The 15,849-nt window shown below is 40.1% G+C and carries 14 protein-coding genes and 2 pseudogenes; 11 read left to right on the plus strand and 5 right to left on the minus strand.

Annotation, left to right across the window (positions count from 1 at the left end; translation table 11 throughout):
* Positions 1 to 158 precede the first annotated feature (158 nt).
* The 9 genes from cscK (at position 159) to DXZ23_RS09870 (ending at position 10,540) form a co-directional block, all read left to right on the plus strand.
* Positions 159 to 1,088 (plus strand): fructokinase, encoded by a 930-nt coding sequence (gene cscK, locus DXZ23_RS09830; RefSeq protein ID WP_021723554.1) that lies wholly within the window; start codon positions 159 to 161, stop codon positions 1,086 to 1,088.
* 18 nt (positions 1,089 to 1,106) lie between these two features.
* Positions 1,107 to 2,549: a glycoside hydrolase family 32 protein gene (locus tag DXZ23_RS09835; RefSeq protein ID WP_017805874.1), complete on the plus strand. Its 1,443-nt coding sequence runs from the start codon at positions 1,107 to 1,109 to the stop codon at positions 2,547 to 2,549.
* A 116-nt stretch (positions 2,550 to 2,665) separates the two neighbouring features.
* Positions 2,666 to 3,142 (plus strand): tRNA (adenosine(37)-N6)-threonylcarbamoyltransferase complex ATPase subunit type 1 TsaE, encoded by a 477-nt coding sequence (tsaE, locus tag DXZ23_RS09840; RefSeq protein WP_017805875.1) that lies wholly within the window; start codon positions 2,666 to 2,668, stop codon positions 3,140 to 3,142.
* A gap of 12 nt (positions 3,143 to 3,154) precedes the next feature.
* Positions 3,155 to 4,402 (plus strand): N-acetylmuramoyl-L-alanine amidase, encoded by a 1,248-nt coding sequence (locus tag DXZ23_RS09845; protein WP_017805876.1) that lies wholly within the window; start codon positions 3,155 to 3,157, stop codon positions 4,400 to 4,402.
* An 8-nt stretch (positions 4,403 to 4,410) separates the two neighbouring features.
* Positions 4,411 to 6,384, plus strand: a complete 1,974-nt coding sequence (gene mutL, locus DXZ23_RS09850) for a DNA mismatch repair endonuclease MutL (protein WP_017805877.1) — start codon at positions 4,411 to 4,413, stop codon at positions 6,382 to 6,384.
* Between the two features lie 8 nt (positions 6,385 to 6,392).
* Positions 6,393 to 7,319 (plus strand): tRNA (adenosine(37)-N6)-dimethylallyltransferase MiaA, encoded by a 927-nt coding sequence (gene miaA, locus DXZ23_RS09855; protein ID WP_017805878.1) that lies wholly within the window; start codon positions 6,393 to 6,395, stop codon positions 7,317 to 7,319.
* Between the two features lie 118 nt (positions 7,320 to 7,437).
* The gene (gene hfq / locus DXZ23_RS09860; RefSeq protein WP_017805879.1) at positions 7,438 to 7,728 is read left to right on the plus strand and encodes an RNA chaperone Hfq; all 291 of its coding nucleotides are present in this window, start codon (positions 7,438 to 7,440) and stop codon (positions 7,726 to 7,728) included.
* Between the two features lie 2 nt (positions 7,729 to 7,730).
* On the plus strand, positions 7,731 to 9,089 hold the full coding sequence (hflX, locus tag DXZ23_RS09865; protein WP_017805880.1) for a ribosome rescue GTPase HflX: 1,359 nt from the start codon (positions 7,731 to 7,733) through the stop codon (positions 9,087 to 9,089).
* Between the two features lie 143 nt (positions 9,090 to 9,232).
* Positions 9,233 to 10,540 (plus strand): nucleobase:cation symporter-2 family protein, encoded by a 1,308-nt coding sequence (locus DXZ23_RS09870; RefSeq protein WP_017805881.1) that lies wholly within the window; start codon positions 9,233 to 9,235, stop codon positions 10,538 to 10,540.
* A 105-nt stretch (positions 10,541 to 10,645) separates the two neighbouring features.
* On the opposite strand, the gene DXZ23_RS09875 is transcribed toward DXZ23_RS09870, so the two are convergent.
* The 3 genes from DXZ23_RS09875 to DXZ23_RS09885 all read right to left on the minus strand — a co-directional run bounded on the left by DXZ23_RS09875 (position 10,646) and on the right by DXZ23_RS09885 (position 12,156).
* Positions 10,646 to 10,966 (minus strand): HI1450 family dsDNA-mimic protein, encoded by a 321-nt coding sequence (locus DXZ23_RS09875; protein WP_017805882.1) that lies wholly within the window; start codon positions 10,964 to 10,966, stop codon positions 10,646 to 10,648.
* 121 nt (positions 10,967 to 11,087) lie between these two features.
* Positions 11,088 to 11,762, minus strand: coding sequence for a HEPN domain-containing protein (locus DXZ23_RS09880; protein ID WP_017805883.1), 675 nt, complete (start codon positions 11,760 to 11,762; stop codon positions 11,088 to 11,090).
* Between the two features lie 103 nt (positions 11,763 to 11,865).
* Entirely contained in the window at positions 11,866 to 12,156 is a 291-nt protein-coding gene (locus DXZ23_RS09885; RefSeq protein ID WP_103846613.1) for a hypothetical protein, read from the minus strand.
* On the opposite strand from DXZ23_RS09885, the pseudogene DXZ23_RS09890 reads away from it, so the two are divergent.
* A pseudogene (locus DXZ23_RS09890) lies at positions 12,114 to 12,872 on the plus strand (IS3 family transposase); the annotation flags it as partial. The gene DXZ23_RS09885 and the pseudogene DXZ23_RS09890 sit on opposite strands and share 43 nt — an antisense overlap.
* Position 12,873: 1 nt before the next feature.
* On the opposite strand, the gene DXZ23_RS09895 reads toward DXZ23_RS09890, so the two are convergent.
* Positions 12,874 to 13,665 (minus strand): hypothetical protein, encoded by a 792-nt coding sequence (locus tag DXZ23_RS09895; protein ID WP_017807575.1) that lies wholly within the window; start codon positions 13,663 to 13,665, stop codon positions 12,874 to 12,876.
* Between the two features lie 304 nt (positions 13,666 to 13,969).
* Here DXZ23_RS09895 and DXZ23_RS09905 point away from each other — a divergent pair.
* Positions 13,970 to 14,620: pseudogene (locus DXZ23_RS09905) on the plus strand (IS1595-like element ISHpa1 family transposase).
* Positions 14,621 to 14,703: 83 nt separating this feature from the next.
* Here DXZ23_RS09905 and DXZ23_RS09910 read toward each other — a convergent pair.
* The gene (locus tag DXZ23_RS09910) at positions 14,704 to 15,834 is read right to left on the minus strand and encodes a hypothetical protein (RefSeq protein ID WP_021723549.1); all 1,131 of its coding nucleotides are present in this window, start codon (positions 15,832 to 15,834) and stop codon (positions 14,704 to 14,706) included.
* Between the last annotated feature and the right edge of the window lie 15 nt (positions 15,835 to 15,849).

The following is a 15,849-nucleotide window of genomic DNA, read 5'->3' on the forward strand; positions in this document are numbered from 1 at the left end:
GATGATTAATCCTTTGATTTTAAAAGCTCGCTTTGCCGAACGCGTTGTACTGCCTGCAAATCAACGTTTTGTCTTATTTTGAAATCAAAGGATGGTAAAATGAAATCCGCACCGCAGAAGTGCGGTCAAAAAATCAAGCAAATTTATAAGGAAAAACAATGTCAGAAAAAATTTGGGTATTAGGCGATGCCGTGGTGGATTTAATCCCTGACGGCGAACAACATTATTTACGCTGTGCGGGTGGTGCACCTGCCAATGTGGCAGTGGGCGTGGCTCGATTAGGTGGCAAAAGCGGTTTTATCGGCAAAGTGGGGAAAGATCCACTGGGTGAATTTATGCGTCAAACCTTACAAAAAGAAAAAGTAGATACTGCCTTTATGACGTTAGATCCTGCACAACGCACCTCTACCGTAGTGGTAGGTTTAGATCAAGGGGAACGCAGTTTCACTTTTATGGTGAACCCAAGTGCGGATCAATTTTTGCACGTTTCTGAATTACCTACTTTTGCACAAGGGCAATGGCTGCACTGTTGCTCCATTGCGTTAATCAACGATCCTTCCCGCACGGCGACATTCACCGCAATGAAAGCGATTCGCCAAGCGAAAGGCTATGTGTCTTTTGACCCAAATTTGCGTGAAAGCCTATGGCAAAGCCTTGATGAAATGCGGAAGGTGGTAATGCAAGCGGTAGCATTGGCGGACGTGTTGAAATTCTCCGAAGAGGAACTCACTTTCCTAACGGAAACAGACAGTCTTGAAAAAGCGTTCGCAAAAATCACCGCACTTTATCCGCAAAAGCTGATTATCGTTACCCTTGGAAAAGCGGGTGCGTTGTATCATTTCAAAGGGCAAAAAGACATTGTGGCGGGCAAAGCATTGCAGCCTGTGGACACTACGGGGGCGGGTGATGCCTTTGTGGGTGGCTTGCTCGCGGGGCTTTCGCAAAATTCTGATTGGCAAAACAATCGCGAAACACTCGTGAAAATCCTACGACAAGCCAATGCCTGCGGTGCGTTAGCCACCACAGCAAAAGGCGCGATGTCTGCCTTACCGAACCACGCACAATTACAAGCGTTTTTAAGCGAATAGCGAATAAGGAGAACGCCAATGATCATTTTCAATGAAGGGAAATACAAAAGCCTTTACGCCGCCGAGCAGGGAGAGTTAGAAAAAATCGCCCAAATCGTAGCACAAGATCAGGATTTTCGCCCTGTTTATCATCTAGCACCGCCAACGGGCTTGCTCAACGATCCGAACGGATTGATTTTTGACGGCGAAAACTATCATCTGTTCTATCAATGGTATCCCTTTGATGCAATACACGGAATGAAACATTGGCAACATTTCATTACGCAAGATTTCCAACATTTCCAACAAGCAGATTTACTTATTCCTTGCGAAACCTACGAAAGCCACGGTTGCTATTCGGGCGGTGCGGTGTTAATTGATGACAACATCGCAGTGTTCTACACGGGCAACACTAGGCGTCCAAGCGATAATCAACGCGTGCCTTATCAAAATCTGGCAATTTTCAGCAAAGACGGAAAATTATTAAGCAAGCGTCCGCTTATCGAACAAGCCCCACAAGGCTACACCGAACACGTTCGCGATCCCAAACCGTTTCTCACCAAAGACGGTAAAATCCGCTTTATCTGCGGTGCACAACGGGAAGATCTCAGCGGCACGGCGTTAATTTTTGAAATGGATGATTTGGCAGACACGCCTCGTTTATTAGGCGAACTTGCCTTACCAGCCTTTGATAATCAAGGCGTGTTTATGTGGGAATGCCCTGACTTATCGCAAATGGGCGATAAATTGCTCTTTATTTGGTCGCCACAGGGCAAAGTGCGTGAGCGCGAGCAATATCAAAATAATTATCACGCAGTTTATGCCTTGGGTGATCTTGCCGATCGCCAATTCCACGCAGAACAGATTGCAGAACTGGATCAATGCTTTGATTTCTACGCCCCACAAACTTTTTCAGGCACGCAAACAATGCTGTTAGGCTGGGTGGGGTTGCCGGATTTAACTTATCCAACAGATTGCTACAAATGGCATTCAATGCTTTCAATGCCACGTCAATTACGCTTACAAAACGGCAAAATCTATCAGCAACCGATTGAAAATATTTATAAAAATCTTACCGCACTTCAATCTATTACGGTTGAAAAAGAGGCAGTGATTGCAGATTTAGATCGTGCTTATCTCAAATTTGATGCAAACGCCCAACCGTTCAGCCTGAAATTCTTTAATAATGAACAAAATCAGCATTTAACCCTAAGTTATGACGGCAAGTTGCTCTACCTAGATCGCAGTCAAACGGAACAAACGGATTCAATGAAAGCCTTTGGCGATAAGCGTTATTGCCGCATTGAAGATTTACACCAAGTGGAAATTTTCTTCGATCGCTCCGTGGCTGAAATTTTTCTCAATAACGGCGAAAAAGCAATGACTTCACGCTTTTTCATCTGCACAAGAGAAAATCAACTTTGTACAGATAAACCGCTTACATTACAGGTGGGGTATCCGAAAGCGATCTCTTATAAATAAAGACTTAGTGCGTGATAGCATTCGCTGTTTTTTTCTTTATCCCCTACAAAATACAATAAAAGTGCGGTACAATTCCGCACTATTTTTATCTGAAATTAGCCAATCGCCGAGAAAATATGGAACAGTTTAGCCAATATATTCCTGATGAAATCACAATGTGTCGCTTTGGAGCGAAATTAATGCAAATTGTTAGCCAAATGGCGACAGAAAAAGGCATTGTGATTTATTTAAATGGTGATCTTGGTGCAGGCAAAACCACCCTAAGCCGTGGAATGATCCAAGGGTTAGGCTATGAAGGCAAGGTAAAAAGCCCGACTTACACCTTGGTGGAAGAATATCATTTAGCGGGAAAATCCATTTATCATTTTGATTTATATCGTTTAAGCGATCCCGAAGAATTAGAATTTATGGGCATTCGTGATTATTTTAATCCGCAAAGCGTTTGTTTAATCGAATGGTCAGAAAAAGGGCAAGGGCTGTTAGCTGAACCCGATTTAATCATCAATATTGATTATGCCGATGATGCACGCAACCTCCGCTTGCAAGCTCAAAGCCCGCAAGGCAATGTGATTATTCAACAGTTAAATCCGTAAAATGCAATAAATATGATAACAAAAGCCTATCGATTAATTACATATTTTATTATATTTGGATTGTACGCTCTTCCATCAGCAGCTAATGTATGGACTATCGCTATTGATCCCGGACACGGCGGAAAAGATCCTGGAGCAATCAGCCGAACTAAAAAGATCTATGAGAAAAATATTACCCTCTCCATTGCAAAAGAATTAAAAATTCTGCTAGATAAAGATCCTAACTTTAAAGCCGTTCTTACGCGTAAAGGAGATTATTATATTTCTGTCTCTCAACGATCAGAAATAGCGAGAAAATACAAAGCAAACTACCTCATCTCTATTCACGCTGACTCATCAGTTTCACCTGACCTTAGAGGAGCTTCTGTGTGGGTCCTCTCTAATCGTAGAGCGAATAGCGAAATGGGGCAATGGCTAGAGGATCACGAAAAACGCTCTGAACTCTTAGGGGGAGCTGGTACAGTTCTTGCCTCTCATAACGAAAAGTATTTAGATCAAACTGTTTTAGATCTTCAATTCGGGCATAGTCAGCGAGTAGGTTATGAATTGGGCGATGTTATACTCAAACGTTTTGCACAAATTACAACACTAAGCAGAAACACCCCCCAGCACGCTAGTCTTGGTGTACTACGCTCACCGGATATTCCATCTGTTTTAGTAGAAACTGGTTTTTTATCAAATTCCGATGAAGAAAAAAAACTGAATTCACCTACTTATCGGAAAAAGCTTGCTCGCGTTATTTATGAAAGTCTTGTAACTTTTCGACGGAATAATATAAAAAATGAGATTAATAACAATCAATATAAACAGAAAATACTGCCGAAGGACAGCAATATTCGCCATAAAGTGAAAAAAGGAGAAACTCTATGGGGTATTGCCAATACATATAAGGTCAATATAGATGCACTCATTGCTTTAAATAATATTAATGGAAAAACGCTTTTAGCTGGAAAAATACTAAAAATTCCTGTTTCTATTAATGAATCTGCAACATCAATCAATAAAAAAACATCTAGTAATGGTGCGTCTAATCAGCCCCTAAAGGTAAATAATAATGAAAAGATGGAAGGTATCACAAAACATAAAAACACCAATAATAAAATAAAAAATCTACCTAAATTCCATATTGTAGAAAAAGGTCAAACATTATTTGGAATTTCAAAAAAATACAATATCCCTGTACCAACTTTACAGAAACTCAATCCAAAATTGAAAGACGGCAAAGTGCAAACAGGGCAAAAAATTCAGTTACAAAAGTAGGAACACCAATGCCAATTCAAATTCTACCGCCACAATTAGCTAACCAAATCGCCGCAGGCGAGGTGGTGGAACGTCCTGCTTCAGTAGTAAAAGAATTGGTGGAAAACAGCCTTGATGCGGGGGCGACACGCATTCAAATTGAGGTGGAAAATGGCGGGGCGAGCCTGATCCGCATTCGTGATAATGGCATCGGTATTCCCAAAGAAGAATTGGCGTTGGCATTGGCTCGCCACGCAACCAGTAAAATTGCGAGCATTGAAGATTTAGAAGCCATTCTCAGCCTTGGCTTTCGCGGTGAGGCCTTAGCCAGTATCAGCTCCGTTTCTCGCCTCACCCTCACCTCCCGCACAGAAAACCAAAAAGAAGCGTGGCAGGTGTATGCTCAAGGTCGAGAAATGGAAACCACCATCACACCCGCTTCTCACCCTGTCGGCACAACCGTTGAAGTGGCGAATTTATTTTTTAACACCCCCGCAAGACGCAAATTTTTACGCACCGATAAAACGGAATTTGCCCATATTGACGAAGTGATCCGCCGTATCGCTCTCGCTAAACCTCATATTGCCTTTACCCTAACCCACAATGGGAAAACGGTACGACAATATAAAAGTGCGGTGGATTTTTCGCAGAAATTAAAACGCATTGCCGCAATTTGCGGCGAGGAATTTATCCAGCATGCTTTGCACATTGATTGGAAGCACGATGATCTTCATCTTTCGGGCTGGGTGGCAGCACCGAATTTTAAACGCAGTCAAAATGACTTAAATTACAGCTATGTGAACGGCAGAATGGTGCGGGATAAAGTGATCACCCACGCCATTCGTCAAGCCTATGCGGATTATTTAGGGCGTGATGAACACCCCGCTTATATTTTATTTATCGACCTCAATCCCAATGATGTGGACGTGAATGTTCACCCCACTAAACACGAGGTGCGATTTCAGCAATCCCGTTTAGTCCACGATTTTATTTATCAAGGCGTGCAAAATGCGTTGCTTTCCAGCCAAGAGCTGGGCTTTGTTGAACAGGTTGGGAATGGCGATCATCTCACGCAACCAGAGGGGACGACCGAGCAATCACACAATCAGCCATCGCATAAACCACAATCCTCAAGCATACAAGAGCCAGCGGGAATTTGGCAGCCTTTTGCAAGAACGCCAAGAGGCACGACAAACCGAGCGGCAGCGGGGCGAAATATCTTTCAGCCTACAAACGAGGCTTTCTATAACATTACCGCTCCAAATGAGGGCGAGGGAGAGAGCCTTTCTCCCGCTGAGCAAAAAAACAATGCGGAAATCGCACCGCACTGTGAACAACGCCAAAAGCATTACACGCCGTCAATTTCAAAAACTGTGCGTCAGGCTTATGTCGAGTTGATGGGCGGGGCTTCGGCTACGTCGCAAACCACGCCCCGAATGGAAATTCAAGGCCCTGAGGATCTTTCTGCCATTCCGCACAACAACGCGATTTTGCGAACCCTTGCGTTGGTGGAAAACAAAGCCCTGCTATTGCAACAAGCCCAGCAATTTTATTTGCTCCCTATAAAGGCGTTGCAGACCCAGCAAATCAGGCTCAGCTTACAGCAAGATCATATTGAGCAGCAGCCTTTATTGATCCCCATTCTGTTCCGCTTAGATGAAACACAACAAAAGGCGTGGCAACAGCAAAAGGCATTTTTCGAGCAAGCGGGCTTCGCTTTCAACGAAAATTTCGCTCAGCACCGTATCAGCCTCACCCTTGTGCCAAGTTGTCTGCGTCAGCAAAATTTACAACAATGCGTAGGCAATTTACTCAATCAGCACAGCGAAAATTTCGCTCAATTTCTCACCGCACTTTGCGAGCAACTCGACTATACTGAGATTAATGTGCTTGGTGATGCGGTGAATTTATTAACGGAAATCGAAAGCCTGCTCCATCAGCAAAACCAAATTCGCTTATCGCAACTGCTGATCCCCATTGATTGGCAACATTATTTAAATTAGGGAACAGAATGTCAGACAAACCTCGTGCTATTTTCTTGATGGGGCCCACGGCTTCGGGCAAAACCGACTTAGCCATCAAATTACATCAACGCTTTCCCGTTGAAATTATCAGTGTCGATTCCGCCTTGATCTATCGTGGAATGGATATTGGCACGGCGAAACCCAATGCGGAAGAACTGGCACAAGCCCCGCATCGTTTGATTGATATTAAAGATCCAAGTGAAAGCTACTCGGCTGCTAATTTCCGCCAAGATGCCCTGCGAGAAATGGAAGACATCACTCAGCAAGGGAAAATTCCGCTCTTGGTGGGCGGCACAATGCTTTATTACAAAGCCTTATTGGAGGGGCTTTCGCCTTTGCCTGCCGCTGATGAGGGCTTACGCCAAGAAATCGAACAGAAAGCGGAAGAAATCGGCTGGAATGGGTTACATCAAGAGCTAGCGAAAATCGATCCCGTTTCCGCACAGCGGATCAACCCGAACGATAGCCAGCGGATCAACCGTGCGTTGGAAGTGTTTTACCTCACAGGAAAATCCCTCACCGAGCTAACGGAGCAAAAGGGCGAAGCGTTGCCTTATGACATCAGCCAATTTGCCATTGCCCCGCAAGAACGCCAAGTCTTGCACCAACGCATTGAGCAACGTTTTCATATAATGATCGAGCAAGGCTTTCAACAAGAAGTAGAAAAACTTTACCAACGCGGCGACCTGCACGCAGATTTGCCCTCTATTCGGTGCGTAGGCTATCGTCAAATGTGGGAATTTTTGCAAGGTGAATATGATCATCAAGAAATGGTTTTTCGCGGGATTTGTGCTACACGTCAGCTTGCCAAACGCCAAATCACTTGGCTACGCGGCTGGAAATCACCACTCACTTGGCTCGACAGCTTACAACCAGAAAACGCCTTAGCACAAATCACGCAAACGTTAAAATGATAAAATATCTAGATGACATCAAGATAAATTATTGCTATATTGGCAGGCGGAGACAATACGGGCATCCTCCTCCGTATGTTTATTTATTATAATTAATATAACCAAGAAGGAAAAAAAGATGGCAAAAGGGCAATCATTACAAGATCCTTATTTAAATGCACTACGTCGCGAACGCATTCCTGTATCCATTTATTTAGTAAACGGCATTAAATTACAGGGGCAAATCGAATCATTCGATCAATTTGTGATTTTATTGAAAAACACTGTAAACCAAATGGTTTACAAACACGCAATTTCTACAGTTGTTCCAGCACGTACCGTTCCTCATCACAACAATCAATCTCATAATCAACACAACGCAGTACAAGAAACGCCTGCAACGCCAAGTGCTGAACCACAAGCTGAATAATTTTGGATAATCAATACCCTAAAAGTGCGGTGCAAAATTTAGATGAAATTTCCACCGCACTTTTCTTATCGTCAGAAACTTCCTCCACTGCCGATCCCGTGCGAGATCGTGGCATTATCGTGCAAGCCTTTTTCTCGGCTGAGAAAAACCTCGATGATTTGAACGAATTTCAACTTTTAGCAAAATCAGCTCAAGTGGAAATCGCTGCCACAATCACCACAAGCCGAGCCACACCGCAAGCCAAATATTTTATCGGACAAGGCAAAGCGGAAGAAATCGCCCAAGCGGTGCAGACTTACAATGCCAATGTGATCTTAGTAAATCATTGCTTAACCCCCGCCCAAACCCGTAACTTAGAAGCCCTTTGCGAATGCCGCGTAGTGGATCGCACGGGCTTAATTTTGGATATTTTTGCCCAACGCGCCCGCTTTCACGAGGGGAAATTACAAGTGGAACTTGCCCAATTAAAGCACCTTTCCACCCGTCTGGTACGGCGTAAAACGGGTTTAGATCAACAAAAAGGAGCGGTGGGCTTGCGTGGACTGGGGGAAACTCAGTTAGAAAGCGACCGCCGTTTAATCAAAGTGCGGATCGCTCAACTGCAAAATCGGCTCAATAAAGTGGAAAAACAGCGTAATCAAAATCGCCAAACGCGTAAAAAAGCGGATATTCCTACCCTCTCCCTTGTGGGCTATACCAACGCGGGAAAATCCACGCTATTTAATGTGCTAACAAACGCGGAAGTTTACGCCGCCGATCAACTTTTTGCCACCTTAGATCCCACATTACGCCGTTTAACCATTCAAGACATCGGTGCGACTATTTTGGCGGACACAGTGGGCTTTATCCGTGAGTTACCACACGATTTAGTTTCCGCCTTTAAATCCACCTTGCAAGAAACTACCGAAGCGAGTTTGCTGTTGCACGTTGTGGATTGTACGGACGCACGAAAATTAGACAATATTCAAGCGGTAAATGAGGTATTGCAAGAAATTCAAGCCGATAGCGTTCCCACCTTACTGGTCTATAACAAAATTGATCAAGTGGAAAATCTCGCTCCGCATATTGAATATGACGAGCAAAATCGCCCTATCGCCGTGTACATCTCTGCCCACCAGCAACAAGGCATTGAGTTATTAACGGACGCGATCCGCCAACGGCTCAGTAAAAATATGCTGCACTTACACCTAACCCTCCCGCCACAAGAGGGACAAATTCGCCATTGGCTGTATGAAATGGGTTGTATTCGCCAAGAGCAAATTAGCGAGCAAGGTGAGTTTTTACTTGAGATTAATCTTGAGCAAAGCGAATGGAAAAAACTCCTCAAAAAACGACCGCACTTAATCCACTATCAAACATAGCTTAATGCCCTTACTTCATCAGATAATATCTCACGTTGCTATATTATATTCATATCGCTTTTAACCCCCAAAGCAAACGATTGCTTAAAATAAAATATCTAGTATAATTCGCCCTATTTTTATCTCTTACCTTAGGAAAGCCTATGAACAACCTACTTTATTCCGTTGAAGACAAACCACCTTTTGGACTCAGCCTTTTGCTTGCTGCTCAGCACTTACTCGCTGCCTTAGGTGGAATTATTGCCGTGCCATTGGTGATTGGCAATGTACTAAAACTCTCGACCACAGACACAATTACCCTCGTCAATGCTGCATTATTGATTTCTGGTGTCGTTACTATTATCCAATGCCGTGGCTTAGGCCCAATTGGCATTCGTCTGCCAAGCGTAATGGGAACCAGTTTTACCTTTGTTGCAGCTGCACTTGCCATTGGCTTTAGTGAAGCGGGCGTTGCTGGCATTCTAGGGGCTTCTTTAATTGGTTCACTCGTGATGATTATCGGTAGCTTTTTTATGCCTTATATCCGCAAATTATTCCCACCAGTGGTAACAGGAACAGTGGTAATGATGATTGGTTTAAGCTTAATCCCAGTCGCAGTGGATTGGTTTGCCGGTGGGCAACGCACCGATCCTAATTATGCCACACCAGAGAATTTAATGATGGCAACCTTTGTTCTTATTATCGTAGTCGTTTTAGTGCAATGGGGGAAAGGCATTTTTTCCGCTGCCGCAATTGTGATCGGAATGATGACGGGCTATATCGTGGCACTCGCTCTTGGCTGGGTGAATTTTGATGGCGTGAAGCACGCACAAATTTTCGCTGTACCACAACCTCTTCATTTCGGATTAGCCTTTCCCATTTCGGGAATCATTGGAATGTCCATTGCTTACTTAGTTACCATTGTTGAATCCAGTGGTAACTTTCTTGCCTTAGGTAATGCAACTCAAACTGAGATTACGGGCAAACATTTACGTGGTGGTGTACTTTGTGATGGACTAGGCTCAGCATTAGCCGCAATAATGTCCACGACACCGTTTTCCTCTTTCTCACAGAATATTGGCGTGATCTCCCTCACTGGAGTGGCAAGTCGCTATGTTGTGGCAATTACTGGGGGATTACTAGTACTTGCAGGTTTGTTCCCTGTATTTGGTGCATTAATCGTATCTATCCCCCTTCCTGTACTAGGCGGTGCTGGCTTAATGATGTTTGCAATGATCATCGCAGCAGGTATTCAAATGTTAGATCGCATAGAACGAAGCAAACGCAACGGACTAATCATCGCCATTTCTATTGGCTGTGGTTTAGCCGTAACGACTCGCCCAGAATTACTTGAAAAACTACCGCACTTCTTCAAAGAGGTTCTAGGTTCTGGCATTACCGTTGGCTCTCTACTAGCACTTGTCCTTAATTTAATCCTACCACAGGATAAACAATCGTCTAAAAACAAATAATTGATTGAGGACGCCTATAAAAAAACTAGCCTGTATTACCCAGGCTAGTTTCTTAAAAAGACTCAACTAAACAGTATCTCATCGTTTAATATCATAATACCCCCCTTATTTCTTCCAAATAATATGATACTCTCGGTTATCTTCAGAATAAGATATAAGGCATTTTGCAAAAATATCATCCATAATATCCTGTTCATTAACTAAACCAATCCACACCTCTGCATATTCATTAGGATCAATCAATACGCCAATCTCTTCCTCCCAATCATCAGCAGTTTCCACAAGTTCAACCGCCCCCCTCTCTTCAAATTGTAAATTGAATAACAATATATCTGCTGGATCTAAATTTTCTCCTGCCATTTCTAAAAAAATATCATATGCCATATCAATTGCAGCATCAGGATCAAGTTTTTTTCTTTCTTTCATCATTCCCCCTTTAACCATATACAAAGGAAAGCATTATCAAATAAAGACCATCATATTACAAGTTAAAAAAGCCCCCTTAGAAACAGTAATAAATCCATATGTCCTATTTTTCAATATCTTATTAATAATCCTTAACTACTGGATAAAACGGCTTTCCCCAATCCATTTCATTATGATTTTTCATCATAATTTCTAGCATAACAGGTAAAAATAAAGAAAGAATATTACACCCTGTTTTTAGTTGCTCGCGATTTACTGAGCTATTAAAAGTCGCCCCACCGTGTATAATTTGATTTCTCAATGTATAAAGCCGTCTAAATAATACATCTAAAATACGATCAATATTTTGATTTTCTAAGGCAGAAAATAATTTTTCCCTTTCTTTTATCTCAGCATTTAAATACTCTGTTTCACTTATTTTTCCATTATGATAATCCCAAAAAGGCTGAAAGATAAATTTATTATCTGCTAATAAGCGAATAGATTGAGAAAAATTTTTCCAAACAAGATCATAAATCACTTTATTTTCATCTAAACCACAAATACGCAATAAAAACTCATTTAAATTTGACCGCTCTTTATTTTCTAAATTTTTAATTTCTTTTGCATATGCCGCATTAAAGGCAATCCACAGATAAATAAATTGGCTATCTAACTCTTCCGTTTCCTCCGCTTTTTTCAACCAACTCAAAGAGCGGTGAATTCTTAGCTTGAAATTATCGGAGTAGTTGAGGTGATCGCGGTTTTTTTTGAAGTGATTTATTAGCTCATCAACTCTATAAATAAAAAACATCATAAATTTCTCCATCAATAAAAATTAAAAAATTGTAGAAGATCAAATTTAATCTTCTACAACCCATATTTTATCAGCTCTCTTTATCAAGAAAGACAGATAACAGCTAAAACCACTTTTTAAAGATTTTATCTATTGCTGTTTTTGCTAAAGGTAAAAGAGTTTCTACTATTTCGGGAAGTTTCTCTTTTACTGTATCAACTATGGTATCCCATAGCCCTTTTTGAGCTTCAACTTTAGCAGATTCTGTTTTTGCCTCTTCATTTGCACTAGCATAAAAACTTGCTTTCGCTTCTTTTGGTAAAACCTCAATAATTCTTAACACTAATTTAGATAATCCATAGCTTTTGAACTTACCCTCTCTATACAAAGTCGGATAAAAATGTAGCGATTTCACAGAAAATAGAGGAAATTTATCGCAAAAATGACGAAAATTATGGTTATCGTCGAATTACCTTGGAATTAAGGAAATACTTGATTATCAACCACAAAAGGGGGCAAGCGATAATGCAACGTTTGGGGTTAAAAGGAAAAAGTAAGCAGAAAAAATATCGTTCTTACCAAGGCAAAGTGGGACACATTGCCGATAATCTGTTGCAACGGGATTTTACGGCAACGATGCCGAATGAGAAGTGGGTAACGGATATCACCGAGTTCAAATGTGCGGAAGGCAAAGTGTATTTATCGCCGATTAAAGACTTGTTTAATAACGAAATTATTGCTTATGATGTGGCGAGAAGTCCGAGTTTTGAGCAGATAACCAGAATGCTGACCCAGGCGGTGAACCGATTAGCGGGGGAAAAACCGATACTGCATTCCGACCAAGGATGGCAGTATCAAATGATGGGTTATCGAGAGATATTGAAAAAACACGGTATTACGCAAAGTATATCGAGAAAAGGCAATTGCCTTGATAATGGTGCGATGGAAAGCTTTTTCGGGCGATTGAAGACGGAATGTTACTTTGGCAAGCGGTTTGAAACCTTTGAACAGCTTGAAAAAGTGATTCACGAGTACATTCATTACTACAACAATGAGCGTATTCAAGTGAAGCTCAAAGGACTAAGCCCTGTGGAATACAGAACTCAGTCCTTGAATGAAATTAGAATATAGTCTAACTTTTTGGGGGCAGATCAACTTCAGGCATTTCTTTTTTAATTACTTCTTTATCTTTTCGTTTTTCCTCCTCTGTATAAACAATACGTTTTTCTAGTGCGTTAATTAAACGCTTATTCATCTGAGTCATCGCGTAATAAGTTAAAGCTCCAGAAAATACTCCACCTAAAAAAGGCACAATTTTTGATGTTGTGCGTGCAAAGGTATCTTTGGTGATTTTAACCCCTACATATTTCCCCAAGCTTTTTATTAATGGATACCAAAATGTTTTAGTTAATGCAGTTTTAGTTAAATTTTTAGCTAATTGTTGGGATAGTCCTTGTGTGATATATCTCATCGCATTTGCTGCTCCCCCAACTCCCAACATTGTGCCGAGATAAAGCATAAACTCGCCCTTTATTGCTTCATCATTTAGCGTTTCTCCATCCCAAAAATCTCTCGTATCATAAAGATAAGCGATTTCTTGAGCTAGCCTTAATGCAAATCCAAAAAACTGAGCCGTATCAGCTGGTATTGTCCCTATCATTGCAAAACCGCCTAGAATACCAGCTGCAAAAGATGCTGTAGTGCTTGTCCACGTTTTTTTACTACAAATATTTTCAGCAATTTTTCTAATTTCTTTCTCAGAAAATAACCCTGAGCCAATTGGTCCTTTTTCTAATAATAAATTTCTCTCCTCATTAGATCTAACAGGGCAAGTTTCTAAAAGAAATGATTGACGGTTCACTTTAATCATTGGAAATTTCAGAGCTGCATTTACAATTTCAAGTGCGGTATTATTATTTGACATATTTACTCCTCTATTTTTTATTAAATTAGCATTATCAATTTATTCTAAACAACTTAATATAAGCCTTTTGTTTCAAATTACATTTTGATAAAGGTTTTGGTTTTAATTCGGTATTACATTTTTCACAATGTGATAAAAATAAAATATCACTGTAAATAAGATATGCACTTACCCAATCACACTTTGGGCAATATTGCACATTAGGATCGAAAAGGTTTGACCAAGCCATATTTTCCTCAATAATAATTAATTTGGGGCTGTCCTAGATAACAACTAAAAAATCTATTTAGGTTAGAATGAACCAATGAGAAAAAGTCGTCTAAGTCAGCACAAACAAAATAAACTCATTGAGCTATTTGTTGCAGGTGTTACTGCAAGGACAGCAGCAGAGTTAGTCAATGTAAACAAAACGACTGCCGCATATTACTTTCATCGTTTACGCTAACTCATCTATCAAAACAGCCTTCACTTAGAGATGTTTGAAGGTGAAATTGAAGCCGATGAAAGTTATTTTGGCGGTGCTCGCAAAGGCAAACGTGGTCGTGGTGCGGCAGGGAAAATTGCGGTATTCGGGCTTCTCAAGCACAATGGCAAGGTTTATACCGTTGCGGTTCCAAATACGCAATCTGCCACCTTGTTACCCATTATTCGGGAGCAGGTAAAGCCTGATAGTATTGTTTACACCGATAATTATCGTAGTTATGACGTGCTTGATGTGAGTGAATTTAGTCATTTTCGTATCAATCACAGCACACATTTTGCTGAAAATCATAACCACATTAACGGAATTGAGAATTTTTGGAGCCAAGCAAAACGCCATTTACGCAAATTTAATGGTATCCCAAAAGCGCATTTTGAGCTTTATTTAAAGGAATGTGAATGGCGTTTTAATTACAGCAACATAAAAAGTCAAATTTCTATTTTAAAACAATTGGTTAAAGGGAGTTTAGTCTAGTTATCTAGGACAGCCCCATTAATTTAAATTATATTTTTTATATATGCCATCTAAAGTTAAATTCTCAAAATTCATTTTCACCTCTAAGGTTGGTAAGTAATATTAATTTGGCTATCAAGAATATTTTTTCCAATCTCATAATCAGGATTAAGTGTTAATAGATTATGTGCTGCAATACCCGCTAATGTTGCAACCCCAATGATATTAGGTAAAAAAATCGAAAGCCCAACTGAAGCTAAACGATTTTCAGTATAAACACGACAGCTAAAGTTATTTTCTTCAATAATACATTCAACCCTTAATGCTTCTCTTGATATATCATCAGTCTGTATAGAAAAGTTTAGTTTACATTTCACTAAGGCTTTAATTTTTTCATTGCTAATTTCTTTCTTAAAGGTTTTATTGTCATTCTCTTTTATAAATTCTTCTTTCTCTATTAATAAATCTTCAATAAGAATAAGATTTTTTTGAATAATTTTATCGCCATTGAAATCTACCATTGCAACTAAATTATTCGTATATGGATCATTTTTCATGGCATAACAATGAACGTCTTCTAACAAGGCGTTATTTTTACTAAATTTTTCTTTATTATTTTCAATAAAAAGTTGAAATCCACTGCCTATTCCAATAATGCCTTTATCTTTTTTAGAATGAAAATAAATTGATCGTCTATCTAAATCATATAAACGATATACTCCCTCTTTAAAAACTAACATTAAATGAAAATTCAATGCTTTGTTTGTGAAAATGATTTCTTTAAAATTTAATAAAATATTAAAAAATGCCTCTATTGTTTTTGCGTGATAAACTGCATATTCAATAATAGGTAATGTAAAAAAATTAAATTTTCCAGCATAAGCTACTGCTAAAACCTTTTGACCATTTATTTTTAATGACGCATCAGGACAAAGAAAATATTTCCCATTTTCATCGGATTGAATATACTTTCCATCTAATAACTTTAATGCGTTATGATTCCTTTTAGCAAAATTTATAACTTGGTTTAAAGAATATTTTTTATTCCGAAGTGGATTATTCTCAACAAAATCATCAATGATTAATTGATCAACGATAAAATCTGGATCATCAATAATATTACGAGCAACACTTTCATTCATATTAAATTGATTAACAAAACCTTTAAAAGTAGAAATGGTTGTTGCCATCGAATCTGTCATTAATCTACCTTGAGAATAGGTTACTGTCGTCATAAAATAAATTTATTT

The sequence above is a fragment of the Avibacterium paragallinarum genome (genome assembly GCF_900450705.1).
Taxonomy (GTDB): Bacteria; Pseudomonadota; Gammaproteobacteria; order Enterobacterales; family Pasteurellaceae; genus Avibacterium; species Avibacterium paragallinarum.